This window comes from Actinomadura miaoliensis (genome assembly GCF_039536785.1).
Taxonomy (GTDB): Bacteria; Actinomycetota; Actinomycetes; order Streptosporangiales; family Streptosporangiaceae; genus Spirillospora; species Spirillospora miaoliensis.
In genome coordinates, this window is the sequence record NZ_BAAAZG010000011.1 from 337 (window position 1) to 13,569 (window position 13,233).

General features: G+C 74.5%; 11 protein-coding genes. 4 read left to right on the top strand and 7 right to left on the bottom strand.

The window, feature by feature from the left end:
- Positions 1 to 35: 35 nt before the first annotated feature.
- From ABD811_RS10390 to ABD811_RS10415, 6 genes are all read right to left on the bottom strand, one after another.
- Complete coding sequence (locus tag ABD811_RS10390) at positions 36 to 998, bottom strand: ABC transporter substrate-binding protein (RefSeq protein WP_344944494.1); 963 nt, start codon at positions 996 to 998, stop codon at positions 36 to 38.
- Between the two features lie 63 nt (positions 999 to 1,061).
- Positions 1,062 to 1,931: an ABC transporter ATP-binding protein gene (locus tag ABD811_RS10395; RefSeq protein ID WP_344944497.1), complete on the bottom strand. Its 870-nt coding sequence runs from the start codon at positions 1,929 to 1,931 to the stop codon at positions 1,062 to 1,064.
- Positions 1,928 to 2,965: a FecCD family ABC transporter permease gene (locus tag ABD811_RS10400; RefSeq protein ID WP_344944639.1), complete on the bottom strand. Its 1,038-nt coding sequence runs from the start codon at positions 2,963 to 2,965 to the stop codon at positions 1,928 to 1,930. Before ABD811_RS10400 ends, ABD811_RS10395 begins: the two co-directional genes overlap by 4 nt.
- 2 nt (positions 2,966 to 2,967) lie before the next feature.
- Complete coding sequence (locus ABD811_RS10405) at positions 2,968 to 3,963, bottom strand: FecCD family ABC transporter permease (RefSeq protein ID WP_344944642.1); 996 nt, start codon at positions 3,961 to 3,963, stop codon at positions 2,968 to 2,970.
- A 180-nt stretch (positions 3,964 to 4,143) separates the two neighbouring features.
- On the bottom strand, positions 4,144 to 5,613 hold the full coding sequence (locus tag ABD811_RS10410) for a purine-cytosine permease family protein (protein ID WP_344944500.1): 1,470 nt from the start codon (positions 5,611 to 5,613) through the stop codon (positions 4,144 to 4,146).
- Positions 5,614 to 5,655: 42 nt separating this feature from the next.
- Positions 5,656 to 6,615, bottom strand: coding sequence for an isopenicillin N synthase family dioxygenase (locus tag ABD811_RS10415; protein ID WP_344944503.1), 960 nt, complete (start codon positions 6,613 to 6,615; stop codon positions 5,656 to 5,658).
- A gap of 248 nt (positions 6,616 to 6,863) precedes the next feature.
- Here ABD811_RS10415 and ABD811_RS10420 point away from each other — a divergent pair, with 248 nt between their 5' ends.
- Positions 6,864 to 8,837: a hypothetical protein gene (locus ABD811_RS10420; protein ID WP_344944506.1), complete on the top strand. Its 1,974-nt coding sequence runs from the start codon at positions 6,864 to 6,866 to the stop codon at positions 8,835 to 8,837.
- 93 nt (positions 8,838 to 8,930) lie between these two features.
- Complete coding sequence (locus ABD811_RS10425; RefSeq protein ID WP_344944508.1) at positions 8,931 to 9,674, top strand: 3-keto-5-aminohexanoate cleavage protein; 744 nt, start codon at positions 8,931 to 8,933, stop codon at positions 9,672 to 9,674.
- A gap of 151 nt (positions 9,675 to 9,825) precedes the next feature.
- On the opposite strand, the gene ABD811_RS10430 is transcribed toward ABD811_RS10425, so the two are convergent.
- A complete protein-coding gene (locus tag ABD811_RS10430) occupies positions 9,826 to 10,107 on the bottom strand; it encodes a hypothetical protein (RefSeq protein WP_344944511.1) in 282 nt (93 codons plus the stop codon).
- 92 nt (positions 10,108 to 10,199) lie between these two features.
- Here ABD811_RS10430 and ABD811_RS10435 point away from each other — a divergent pair, with 92 nt between their 5' ends.
- On the top strand, positions 10,200 to 10,922 hold the full coding sequence (locus ABD811_RS10435; RefSeq protein ID WP_344944514.1) for a hypothetical protein: 723 nt from the start codon (positions 10,200 to 10,202) through the stop codon (positions 10,920 to 10,922).
- Positions 10,923 to 11,027: 105 nt separating this feature from the next.
- Positions 11,028 to 13,151 (top strand): acetate--CoA ligase family protein, encoded by a 2,124-nt coding sequence (locus ABD811_RS10440; protein ID WP_344944517.1) that lies wholly within the window; start codon positions 11,028 to 11,030, stop codon positions 13,149 to 13,151.
- The last annotated feature ends 82 nt before the right edge of the window (positions 13,152 to 13,233 follow it).

Consider the following 13,233-nt stretch of genomic DNA (forward strand, 5'->3'; position numbering starts at 1 on the left):
CCGCGCGCGGGGGTGGCGGCGCCCGGTTCGCACGCCTACTTGTTCGCCAGCGGCGTCAGGTACTTCTGCAGGTCGTCCAGCACCTTCCCGGCGGCGGTCACGCCGATGCCGGTCATCCAGGTCTCGTCGTCGACCACCTCGGCGCGCCCGGCCTTGACCGCGCCGAGCTTGCTCCACAGCGGCCCGGCGGTGACCTTGGCCTGCTCCTGCGCGGCCTTCTCCCCGTAGGCCGCGACGAAGATCATGTCGCCGTCCGCCTCGGCGACGCGCTCGGGGCTGAGCGGCGCGAACCGCTTGTCGGCCTTGTCCTTGAGCAGCTGCGGCTCGGGCCGGCCGAGGCCCACGTCGCGCAGCACGATCCCGGAGAACGAGTCGGGCCCGTACTGGCGGATCTCGTCCGGCATGAACCGGATCACGCTGACCTTGAGCTTGGCCGGGTCGCCGAGCTTGCCGCCCAGCTCCTTGGCGCGCGCCTCGTACGCCTGCAGCCGCTGCCGCCCCTCGGCCTTCTTGCCGACCGCCTCGGCGTCCAGCAGGAAGTTCTGCTTCCAGGTGATGCCGACCTGCTCGGTGAACACCGTCGGGGCGATCTTGGACAGCTCGCCGTAGAACTTCTCCTGCCGGAACTTGGAGCCGAGGATCAGGTCGGGCCGCAGCGCGGCGATCGCCTCCATGTCCGGCTCCTGGGTGGTGCCGACCGTCTTGACCTTGGCGTACCCGTCGCCGAGGTACTTGGGCATGCCCGCCGCCTGGTCCGGCAGGGTGCTGCCGACGGGGGTGAGCCCCAGGCTGTAGAGGGTGTCGAGCTTGTCGGTGTCCAGGACGACGATGCGCTCGGGCTTGTCGGGCACCTTCGACTCGCCCATGGCGTGCTTGACGACGCGGGTGGCGCCGGACGACTCCGCGTCGCCGCCGCCGCAGGCCGTCAGCGCCAGACCGGCCGCCACGACACCGGCGACCACCCCGCCCAGCCTCCGGCCGAGTCCGTGGAACTTCACGTGCATACCTACTTTCTCTGCGTCAGGCTTCGCGGTCGCCGGGGGCCGGCCCCGCGCCCCTGGTCAGGCGGGAGCGTCCGGCACCACCAGCGGAGCCCCCGTCACCGGGCAGGGGACGACGACGCCGCCCAGGCCGAACACCTCTCCGAGACGGTCGGCGTTCATCACCTCGCCGGGCGGTCCCTGGGCGACGACCCGGCCGTCCTTCATGACCACCAGGTGGTCGGCGTACCGGCACGCCTGGTTGAGGTCGTGCAGCACCGCCACCACCGTCCGCCCGGTGGAGCCGCGGTTCAGGCGGCGCAGAAGGTCGAGCACCTCGATCTGGTGCGCCAGGTCCAGGAACGTGGTGGGCTCGTCCAGCAGGAGCGCGTCGGTGTCCTGGGCGAGCGTCATGGCGATCCACACGCGTTGCCGCTGGCCGCCCGACAGCGCGTCCACCGGACGGTCGCGCAGGTCGGTCAGCCCCGTCAGGCGCAGGGCGCGCTCGACGGCGGCGGTGTCGGCGGCGCTCCACTGCCGGAACCACCGCTGGTGCGGCTGGCGGCCGCGCGCCACCAGGTCGGCCACGGTCAGCCCCTCGGGGGTGACCGGGCTCTGCGGCAGCACGCCCAGGCGGCGCGCCAGCTCGCGGGTCGGCATCGCGTGCACGTCGGCGCCGTCGATGAGGGCGGCACCGCCGCGCGGCGACAGCAGCCGGGCCAGCGTGCGCAGCAGCGTCGACTTGCCGCACGCGTTCGGCCCGATGATCACGGTGAACGCGCCGCCGGGCAGCTCCAGGTCCAGGTCCTCGATGACGAGCCGGTCGCCGTAGCCGACGCTGAGCCCGCGGGCCTCCAGCCGCACCGGGGGCCGGGCGTCCTCGTCGGCGGCGTCGGCGGTGGCGTCGGCGGTGGCCGAGCCGGACGACGGCGGGACGTGCTCGGTGGTCATGCCTTCTTCCTCCGTACCAGCAGCCACAGCAGGTAGGGGCCGCCGAGGGCCGCGGTGAGCACCCCGACCGGCAGCTGCACGGGCGCGAACGCGGTGCGGGCGACCAGGTCGGCCACGACGGTGAGCAGCGCGCCGGTGAGGGCGGCGCAGGCCAGCGGCGGACGCTCGGCGCGCACCAGGCGGCGGGCCAGCTGCGGCGCGGCCAGCGCGACGAAGTCGACGGCGCCCGCCTGCGAGGTCGCCAGGGCGGCCAGCAGCACCGCGACGGCGCCGAGCGCGACGCGGCGTCCCACCACGCGCACGCCGAGTCCGCGGGCCACGTCGTCGTCGAGGGCGGTGGTGTCCATGGCGCGTCCCGCCCACAGCAGCACGGGAAGCAGCACCAGCAGCGGCACCAGCAGCACGCGCGCCTCGGCGTAGCCGAGCCCGGCCAGGCTGCCCGCCAGCCACACCTGCGCCCGCTGCCCCTCCATCGGGTCGCCGCTGACGATGATCACTTCGGTGAGCGCCCGGACCGCCAGCGCCACGGCGATCCCGCACAGCACGAACCGGTGCGCGGCCAGCCCGTACCGGAACGACAGCGCGAACACCGCCGCCGCGGCGGCCAGCCCGCCCAGCAGCGCGCCCGCGCCCAGCCAGAGCGTGCCCAGGCCCGCGGTCATCGCGAACGTGGCGGCCAGCCCGGCGCCCTGGGTGACGCCGACGACGTCGGGGCTGGCCAGCGGGTTGCGGCTGATCGACTGCAGCAGCGCGCCGGACAGGCCGAGCAGCGCCCCGACGGCGAGCCCGACCGTGATGCGCGGCAGCCGCAGGTTCTGCACGACGACGGTGAACGGGCCGTCGCCCGCCAGCGCCCGCACCACGTCCGGCGGCGCCACGAACGTGCTGCCCACGCCGAGCGAGACGACCGCGGCCACGGCGGTCAGCACCACCAGCACCGCGCCGACCACGGCCGAACGCCGCCGCACGACGAACGCGACCGTCCCGCGGCCGACGAGGAGCCGCCCCGCCACCGGATGCGCGCCCTTCACCATGTTCACGAGGTCACCGTCCGTCCGCGGCGGACCAGGAGGATGAGGAACGGGGCGCCCAGCAGCGCGGTGACGACGCCGGCGCGGACCTCGGCGGGCGGGACGACCAGCCGGCCGAGCACGTCGGCGACCAGCAGCAGCGCGGGCCCGAGCAGCAGCGACACCACCAGTACCCAGCGGTGGTCGGCGCCGACCAGGCCGCGCGCCAGGTGCGGCACCGCCAGCCCGACGAACCCGATGGGCCCGGCCGCGGCGACGGCGGCGCCGGTGAGCAGGACGGCCGCGACGGCGGCCAGCAGCCGCACCCGGCCGACGTCGCGGCCGAGGCCGCGCGCCACGTCGTCGCCGAGGGCCAGGGCGTCCAGGCCGCGCGCGGCGGCGAAGGCCAGCACCGTCCCGGCGGCGACGAACGGCAGCACCCACAGCGCCACCTCAGCGGGCCGTCCGGCCAGCGAGCCCACCGCCCAGAAGCGGTAGCTGTCGAAGGTCTGCGCGTTGACGGTGAGCACGCCGACGACCACGCCGGTGAGCGAGGCGTCCAGCGCGGTGCCCGCCAGCGCCAGCGTGACCGGGGACGCGCCGTCGCGGGTGCGGGCCGCCAGCGCGTACACGAACGTGCCGGACACGGCCGCGCCCGCGATGCCGAACCACACGTAGGCGGGCAGCGTGGTCAGCCCGAACACGCTGATCGCGACGACCACGCCGAGGGACGCGCCGGAGGTGACGCCCATCAGGCGCGGCTCGGCCAGCGGGTTGCGGGTCAGCGCCTGCATCAGCACCCCGGCCAGGGCCAGCCCGGCGCCGACGGCCAGGCCGGTCACGGTGCGCGGCAGGCGCATCGACCGCACGATCGTGCTCTCCTCGCCGCCGTCGGGCCGCAACAGCGCGTCCACGACGTGCCCGGGGGCGATGCCCCGGCTGCCCACGGCCAGGCTGGCCAGCGCCGCGGCCGCCAGCAGCACCGCGCATCCCGCCACCACGGCGAGCCGCCGGCCGCGCATCCCGGTCACCCGCCGTCCACCCCCGCCGATCAATCAGATAGGTAAGGCATACCTAAGACAAGGGGAGCGTAAGGGACCGGCGATCAAATCGACAAATCAGTGACAGACGGGACGTTCAACCCGATGTGACGGCGGTCACGGGACGTGCCGGGCCTCACCCCGACACGTCCTCCCGCCACGTCAGCCGGACGCGGGGGCCGACGCCGCCGGGCGCGGGGCGAGCGCGGGGACGCGCCGCAGCACCGCGTAGCCGGCGGCGGCGAGCACGAAGCCCACCACGAACGTGATGTCGCCGACCGCCGGCACATGCTCGGGTACGAACCCCACGTACTTCTCCTGGTTGGAGAACAGCGTGATCGACACCACCATCGCCACGGCCATCGCGATGGGGCCCGCCGGGTTGCGGTGACCGGGGTCGAACATCCGGGCGTCCGCGGGGGCGCCGGCGTCCGCGCCGCGGCGCAGGAACATGTCGGCGAACATCACGCCCAGCCACGGCGCGATCCAGTACGCGATGACCAGCAGGAACGCCTCGTAGCTGTGCCCCGCGTCGGCCAGCCCGAAGTACGCCACCACCAGGCCGACCACGCCGAACACCAGCGCCACGAACGCGCGCTGCAACCTGACCGGCAGCGGCAGCCGCAGCCCGAGGGTGAGGAACGACATCGACCCCGAGTAGATGTTGATGGCGTTGGCGCTGACGGCGCCGAGCGTGATGGCCAGCAGCGTCAGGTCGCCGACCAGGGCCGGCATGTGCCCGGTGAACGTCCCCGTCGGGTCGCCGAGCGCGTCGCCGCCGATGGTGACCGCCGCGGCGCCCACGATCTGCAGGAGCGTGCAGCCGAGGAAGACGCCCAGCCCCGCGTACAGGCCGACGGCGCGGCGGTCGGTGTCGGGCGGCAGGTAGCGGGTGTAGTCGGCGGCGTAGGGGTTCCAGCCCGCCGCGTACCCGAACGAGGCGGCCGTCGCGATGAGGAAGCCGCCGAGCCCGCCGGGGCCGCTCCCGTCGGGCGCCGCCGCCCCGAAGTCGGCCTTGCTCAGGATGAACGCCGACGCGACGGCGAACACCACCGCCAGCACCGGGAAGGCGTACCGCTCGAAGGCGTGCACCAGGTTGTGCCCGAAGAACGCCACGCCGACCTGCGCGGCCACCACGACCGCCAGGCACAGCGGCTTGGGCAGGCCGGTCAGCGTGGACAGCGCGAGCGTGGCGCTGACGCTGTTGACGGCGAACCAGCCGATGCCGCCCGCGACCGTGTTGAGCGCGGCGGGCAGGGCGTTGCCGCGGTGGCCGAACGCCAGGCGGCCGAGCACCATCTGCGCCACGCCGTGCCGCGGCCCGCCCGCCGACAGCACGCCGTGCGCGAGCGCGCCCAGCCCGCTGCCGAGCGCGATCGCCGCGACGGCCTGCCAGAACGTCAGCCCGAACCCGGCGACCGCGAGCACGCCGAGGAAGATGGTGGCGAACTCCAGGTTCGGGGACGTCCACGTCCACAGCAGGCCGCGCGGGCGGCCGTGCCGCTCGCCGAGCGGGATGAAGTCGGCGCCGCCGGGTTCGATGGCGGCGACCTTCCCGCCGTACACGCCCTCGCGGACGACGACTCCGGCGGGCGGTTCCTGGGCGGGCTGGCTGTCCCGGAGGGTTGTCATACGGGGCCTTTCCTGCGGGGGCTGTGACAGGGGGAGGGGGGCTCAGCCGACGGTGATCGCGTTGAGCTTGCCGAGCAGGTAGTCGTGGGCGCGCACCGGCTCGTGCTCGACGCGGCCGACCGGCGCCGGGACCGAGGAGATGACGGCGTCGGGGTTGCACTCGTAGAAGAAGATGAGCGACACCAGCTCCTCGTCGGGGGCGCTGGGGTCGGGCGGCAGGACGCGGTGCCGGTTGGACTTCCAGCGGTCGCCGGTCCAGCGGGCGAGCAGGTCGCCGACGTTGATGGTGAAGGAGTCCTCGACGTAGGGGGTGTTCACCCAGCCCGCCTTCTCCGAGTACACCTGCAGGCCGCCGACGCCGTCCTGGCGGTCCAGCACCGTCACGGTGCCGAAGTCGGTGTGCGGGCCGATGCGGAACTGGCCGGGCTCGGGCGGCCCGACCTGCGACAGCGGCGGGTACCGGTTGATGTTCAGGGTGTAGGACGGGTGGTCGGCCCGCGAGGTGAAGAATCCGGGCGCCAGGCCGAGCGCGGCCGCGCACAGCTCCAGCAGCCCGTTCGACAGCGCCCGCATGCGCTCCAGGTACTCGGTGAGCAGCCGCTCCAGCTCGGGCACCTCGCCGGGCCACACGTTGGGCAGGAACCACTCGGCGTCGATCTCGGGGTCGCCGACCGGCTCATGCGCACCGACCGCGAAGGTCTCCTTCAGGTCGGGCGGGGTCGGGGTGCCCTCGGCGTACCCGTTGGCCTCCACGCCGGGCGGCAGCCAGCCGCGCTCCCCGATCGTGACCGCGTAGGCCCGCTTGGTCTCCTCGGGCAGCGCGAAGAAGCGCCTGGCCGCGGCGCGGATGTCGGCGCGCAGCGCGGCCGGGACCCCGTGACCGGTGATCACCAGGAAGCCGATCTCGCGCAGCGCGGCGTCCACCCGCGCCGCCACCTCGGCCCGGGCGGGCTCGTCGCCGTGGAACCAGGGGGCCAGGTCGATGGTCGGAACGGCGTCCATGGAACGGTCCTTTCCGCAGGGGCGCAGGTACGCGCCCACTATCCCCCCGAAGCGGACGTCCTGACGACACCCGAAACCACGAAGCAACGGCCGGACAGCCAGATTTAACAAGAATGGAACAAAACCCCCACCCGGGCGGGACTGGCATTGACCGCGCCGCCCTCCTGCGGTCTGATCCTGAGGACGCACGACGCCTGGCTCGGGGGCGGCGCTCGCGCGGATCGTGCGATGCCTCTGGGAGGCCAGCCTTGCGCGCACTGCTCGCGACCTTCGCCGCGCTCGTCCTCACGGGTGCGCTCCTGTCCGCCCCGTCCATCGCCGTGGCGGCACCCGCGGACGACGGGTGCGACCCGATCGACCCGGCGTCCTGCCTGCTGCCGTTCCCCAACGACTGGTACACGGTGCGCGACGCCCGTACCGACACCGGCCGCCGCGTCCACATGCGCACGACGCTGCGCAACTCGCTGGGCGCGCCGATCCGCCCGGACGAGTGGAACCGGTCCGACGGCTTCTCCCCCGGCTCCATGCTGCTGGCGCACGTCCCCGGCGTGGACCTGACCCGCAGCGGCGCGGCGCCCGTCACCGACATCGGCGCTTCCCTGCGCCGCGACGCCCCGATCGTCATCGTCGACACCGCGACCGGGGAACGCTGGCCGTACTGGGCCGAGCTGGACGCCAACGCCACACGCGACGACCGCCGCGCCCTCATCGTCCGTCCGGCGCGCAACTTCCGCGAAGGCCACCGCTACGTGGTGGCGCTGCGCGGCCTGCGCGACGCCGACGGAACCGTCATCAGGCCCAACGCGACGTTCGGCAGGATCCTCGGGCGGACGCTGCCGCCGGGCGACCCGCTGCGCGAACGGCAACGCTCCACCAAACGCGTCCTGGCGGACCTGTCGCGCCACGGCGTCGACGCCCGGGACCTGTACCTGGCGTGGGACTTCACCGTCGCCAGCCGCCGCGGCCTGTCCGAGCGCATGCTGCACATCCGCGACGACGCGCTGCGGAACCTGGGCTCCACCGGCTCCCCGCCGTTCCTGGTCACGCAGGTCACCGACGACGTGGACGAGCGGATCGGACGCGAGGTCAAGGGCGTGCTGTTCGCCCCCAGCTACCTCAACCTGCCCGGCGGCCCGCCCGGCTCGTCGTTCCACTACGCACGCGACGGGCTGCCCGCGCGGCTGCCCGCCAACACCCAGGTGGTGCCGTTCCAGTGCGAGATCCCGCGGTCGGCGTTCACCACGCCCGCGCGGGCTTCCCTGTACGGGCACGGACTGCTGGGCAGCGAGAGCGAGGTGGCGGCGGGCAACGTCAAGGCGATGGCGTCCGAGCACGGCTTCGCGTTCTGCGCCACCAAGTGGGCCGGCATGGCCAACGAGGACATCCCCAACGTCGTCACCGTGCTGGCCGATCTCAGCCGCTTCAACACCGTCGCCGACCGGCTCCAGCAGGGCATGCTCAACCAGATCCTGCTCGGCCGGGCGATGACGCGCGGCTTCCCCCGCGACAAGGCGTTCCGCACCGCCGAGGGCAGGCCGCTCATCGACGCCGCCGCGGGCGTGGTGTTCGACGGCAACAGCCAGGGCGGCATCATGGGCGGCGCGCTGACCGCCGTGTCGCCGGACGTGCGGCGCGCCGTGCTGGGCGTCCCCGCCATGAACTACAGCACGCTGCTCAACCGCAGCGCCGACTTCCCCACCTACGCCCGCGTGCTGGACGTCTTCTACCCCGACAAGCTCGACCAGCAGATCGCCCTGGCGCTGATCCAGATGCTGTGGGACCGCGGCGAGGCCAACGGCTACGCCGCCCACATGACCGACCGTCCGCTGCCACGCACACCGTCGCACCGGGTGCTCATGCACGTGGCGTTCGGCGACCACCAGGTGGCGCCGCTGGCGGCCGAGGTCCAGGCCCGCACGGTCGGGGCGCGGCTGCACGCGCCCGCGCTGCGCCCCGGACGCAGCCCCGACCGCGTGCCGTTCTGGGGCATCCCCGCGATCGGCTCCACCCCGTACGCCGGATCGGCGATGGTGATGTGGGACAGCGGCTCGCCCGCGCCGCCGCTCACCAACACGCCTCCGACCGAGGGCCGCGACCCGCACTCCGACCCGCGCAACTCGCCCGACGCGCGCCGGCAGAAGGCGGTGTTCCTGAAGACCGGCGAGGTCGTCGACGTCTGCGGCGGCGGTCCCTGCGTCATCGCCCCCGGCGCGAGCGGATGACGGCACCGCGGGCGGGCCGCACGCCCCCTCCCGACGGGCCAGGTTCCGGTGACCTCGGCACCACGCGGCGCGACGATCTGGGATGATCTCCGCATGCTGCAGGTCTGCCCCAACGGTCCCCGCACCCGCTCCGACGCCGCCCACCTGCCGCTGAACCCGCACGAGCTCGCCGCCGCCGTCCGCGGCGCCGTGATCGCGGGCGCCGAGGACGTCCACCTGCACCCCAAGGACGCCTCCGGCGCCGACTCGCTGGAGCCGGACGCGGTCGCCGAGGCGGTGACCGCCGTGCGCGCGGCCGTGCCGGGCATCCGCGTCGGCGTCACCACGGGCGCGTGGGCCGCGCCCGACCCGCGCGCCCGCGCCGAGCTGGTGCGCTCGTGGAAGGTGCTGCCCGACCACGCCTCGGTCAACTGGCACGAGGACGGCGCCGAGCTGGTCGCCGACGCGCTGCTCGACCTGGGCGTGGAGATCGAGGCGGGCGTGTTCTCCGGCACCGACGCGGCCCGCCGGTTCCTGGCCTGGCCGTCCGCGCACTGCGTGCTGCGGGTGCTGGCCGAGGTGACCGACACCGACCCCGACACCGCGCCGCGCACGGCCGCCGCCCTGCTGGAGGAGCTGGGCGCCGCGCGCGGCCGTCCCGTCCTGCTGCACGGCGAGGACGGCGGCGCCTGGCCGGTGCTGCGCATGGCCGCCGCGCTCGGCCTGGACACCCGCATCGGCCTGGAGGACTGCCTGCTGCTGCCCGACGGGTCGCCCGCGCCCGACAACGCGTCCCTGGTCCGCGCCGCCCGCGAGATCCTCGACCTGGCCGCTCCCCCACGCCACCGCGCCGTGTAACCCCGTCCCGCACACCGCCCGCGGGCGCCGGGATCACGATCCTCCTGGCTCCGATTGACACCCCCTGCATCGAGGTCCAGCGGCTCGCGGCGCTGTCCGGGGAGATCTGCTCGGCCCCGACACGCCCGGCGGCGGCCCGTCCGAGCGCGCCTTACGGCTGACGCCGATGTTCGTGATCGGCGGCGTCGCCAACGACATCCAGCGCGGCGTCATCGCGCACGGCCGCGGCCTCTCCCGGGCGTGTCCCTGCGGAGCCGTCCGGCGGTTCCGCCAGGTCACCAGGGGAATCCTTGACCTTCAGATCAGCATCATCGTATGTTTCATTATCATCGATTCTGATCGTCAACACCTTCTCCGGCACGGCGCGCGGCCGGGAGCGGAGGTCGGTTTGCCCGGAACGGCGAGCGAGCGGACGGAACTGTTCGTCGGGCACCGCTGGGTTCCGGTGCGGGACGGCGGTCCGGTGCAGGCGCGGACGCCGGTTGAGGAGCGGGCGCGGGCGATCGCCATGTCAGGATGCCTGGCATGTCGGATTCCGCTGTGGGCCGCGCGCTCGACGCCGTGGATTGGGCGGCGGTTCCCGGGCCCGAGGGCTGGTACGAGCCTGAACGAGCGGTCCGCGGGTTGCGGGAGCTCGCCGCGGCGACGACGCTGTTCCAGGTCACGGACGCAGTCGGCCGGCTGCAGAGCATGGCCCTCTACAACGGTCACAGCGGTGCGGTGTTCCCCGCCGCGGTGGTCGCCGCGCCCCTGCTGCTGGACATCGTCGCGCACGCCCACCCGCGCGCCAAGGACGCCGCGATCTACCTTCTGGAGTTGGGGCTGCGCTACGCCCCGCACGCCGGGTACACGCGGATCGACACCGCCGAAGTCGCCCAGGTTCCGCTCTGCTGCGCGATCGCGGAACAGATACGGGCACGCAGGGACCTGCTGATCGGCCATGGCACGGATGGTCGGCTCCTGCTCGCCGAGGCGGACCCGCATTGGCGGTTCCGGGTCGACGAGCTGTTCGTCGAGGCGGCCGACGTCGTGGCGTTCGGCACCGCCGACGGCGTCCTGCCCAGCGGCCGCTTCCGAGCCGAACTGCATGTCGCGGGCAGGATCACCGCGGTCGCCGACGCCACCGTCGAGCACCCACCCGATGAGGACACCCGCGAGGGGTTCCTGCGTCTCACCGCCGTGGAACTCGATCGGATCAGGGCCGGCGCGGCACTGTACTCGGCCGAGTGCGGGGCGCGAGTGCACTGATCGGCACATCGGGGGCGGGCCGGGAGATGGGCCCGGAGGGGTTCCGGTGCTGTCTGGAGACCAAGTTCATAGCCGTCGCCCCCTGAAGGAAGGCCGCACCTCCCCATGGTGACCCCCGAACGACTCCGGGCGTTCTTCGCACCGCGTTCCTTCGCGCTCATCGGTGCCAGCGACAGGTCGGCGTTCTCCCGGCTGGTCTACGGCAACCTGACCGCCGCGGGCCACGCCGACGCCACCCACCTGGTGAACCGGCGCAGCCCCGAGGTGCACGGACGGCCCGCCCACCGCACGTGCGCGGCGATCGGCAGGCCCGTCGACCTGGCGTTCGTCATGGTGCCCGCCGCCGCGGCGCCCGACGCGGTGCGGGACGCGGCGGCGGCCGGGGCGCGCGGCGTCCTGGTGCTCAGCTCCGGGTACGCCGAGACCGGCGCGGAGGGGCGGCGGCGGCAGGAGGAGCTGGCCGGCCTCGCCGAGGAGCTCGGCGTCGTCCTGATGGGCCCCAACGTCCTCGGCTTCGTCAACGTCGCGGCGGGCGTGCCGGCGATGGCGCTGGCCGATCCGCCGAGCGGCCCCGGCGACGTCGCGCTGATCTCCCAGTCCGGCGCGAGCTGCGGCGCGATGAAGGACTTCGCGGCCCTGGCCGGGGTCGGGCTCTCGCACGTCATCACGGTCGGCAACGAGGCGATGGTCACCGTGGGCCATCTCGTCGACTACCTGGTGGACGACCCGGCCACCAAGGCGATCGCGGTGTTCATGGAGGCCGTGCGCGACCCGGAGGTCTTCGCCGCGGCGGCCCGCCGGGCGGCGCGGGCGGGCAAGGCGCTGGTGATCCTCAAGGCGGGCCGCAGCGCGCTGGCCGCGCGTGCCGCCGCCTCGCACACCGGCGCGCTGGTGGGCGACGACCGTGTGATCGACGCGGTGTTCGAGCGGCTCGGCGTCATCCGGGTCGACACGATCGAGGACATGCTGGTCACGGCGGGCGTCGCCGCGCACACCGGGCCGCTGGACCGGCCGGGCGCGGGAATCGTGTCGATCTCCGGGGGCGCCTGCGACATCATCGCCGACCTGGCCGACGGCGCGGGCGCGCATCTTCCCGAGCTGGCCGAGGGCACCGTGCGGCGGCTGGCGGAGGTCCTGCCCGCCTACGGCGCGGCGCACAACCCGCTCGACATCACCGGTGCCGCGATCATGAACCCGGAGATCTGGCGGAAGGCCGTGGCGGCGGTCGGCGACGACCCGTCCGTCGGCGTCGTCGTCGCCGTCAACAGCCTGCCGTGGCGCGAGGACGACGGGCCCTTCTACGGTCAGAGGTTCGTCGACGCCATCGGCGCGGGCATGGCCGAGAGCAGGGCGCCCGCCCTCTACCTGACCCAGGTCACCCAGCCGGTGGGACGGCGGGCGCGCGCCGTCCTGGACGCCGGCGGGGTCGCCCACGCCGTCCCCGGGCTGCGGCTCGGGGTGGAGGCGATCGCGCGGCTGGCCCGCTGGTCCGCGCATCGCGCCGAGGACGAGACGGCCCTCCGGGAGCACGCCGCCCCGGCGCCCCGGGTCGCGCTTCCGGAGGGCGACGCCTTCTCCGAGGTGGACGCGCGGGCCCTGCTCGAGGCCGCCGGGATACCGGTCGTCCCGGCACGGCACGTCCGTTCGGCCGAGGAGGCCGGACGGGCCGCCGCGGAGTTCGGCGGGCCGGTGGCGATGAAGATCGTCTCGCCGGACATCGCCCACAAGTCCGACCTGGGGTGCGTGCGCCTCGGCGTGACCGCGGCCGAGGCGGCGGCGGTGCACGACGAGATCGTGGCCGCGGCCCAGAGCCCTGCCGCCAAGGGGGCGCGGCTGGACGGGGTGCTGGTGTCGCCCATGCGCGCCGAGGCGCCCGAGCTGCTGGTGGGCGTGACCCGCGACCCCGACTGGGGGCTGCTGCTGGCGGTGGCGCTCGGCGGCGTCCTGGTGGAGGTGCTGGACGACGCCGTGCTGTCGCCGCTGCCGGTCACGCCCGCGCGGGCGCGGGCGATGCTGACCGGACTGCGGGGCGCGGCGGTCCTGCGCGGCTTCCGCGGCGCGCCCGCCGCCGACCTGGACCGCCTCGCCGAGGTGGTCGCCGCCGTCGGGCGGCTGGCCGCCGCGCTGGGACCCGACCTGGAGTCACTGGAGATCAACCCGCTATGGGTGTGCGGCTCGCGAATCGAGGCGCTGGACGCCCTGGTCGTCCGCCGCACACCGCACACCTGACCCCCGCCGCCGCACACACCGCCCCCGGGAGCGGACGGGCCCCATCCCCGCTCACGGGGGTTCCAGGGGGTCGCCCCCCTGG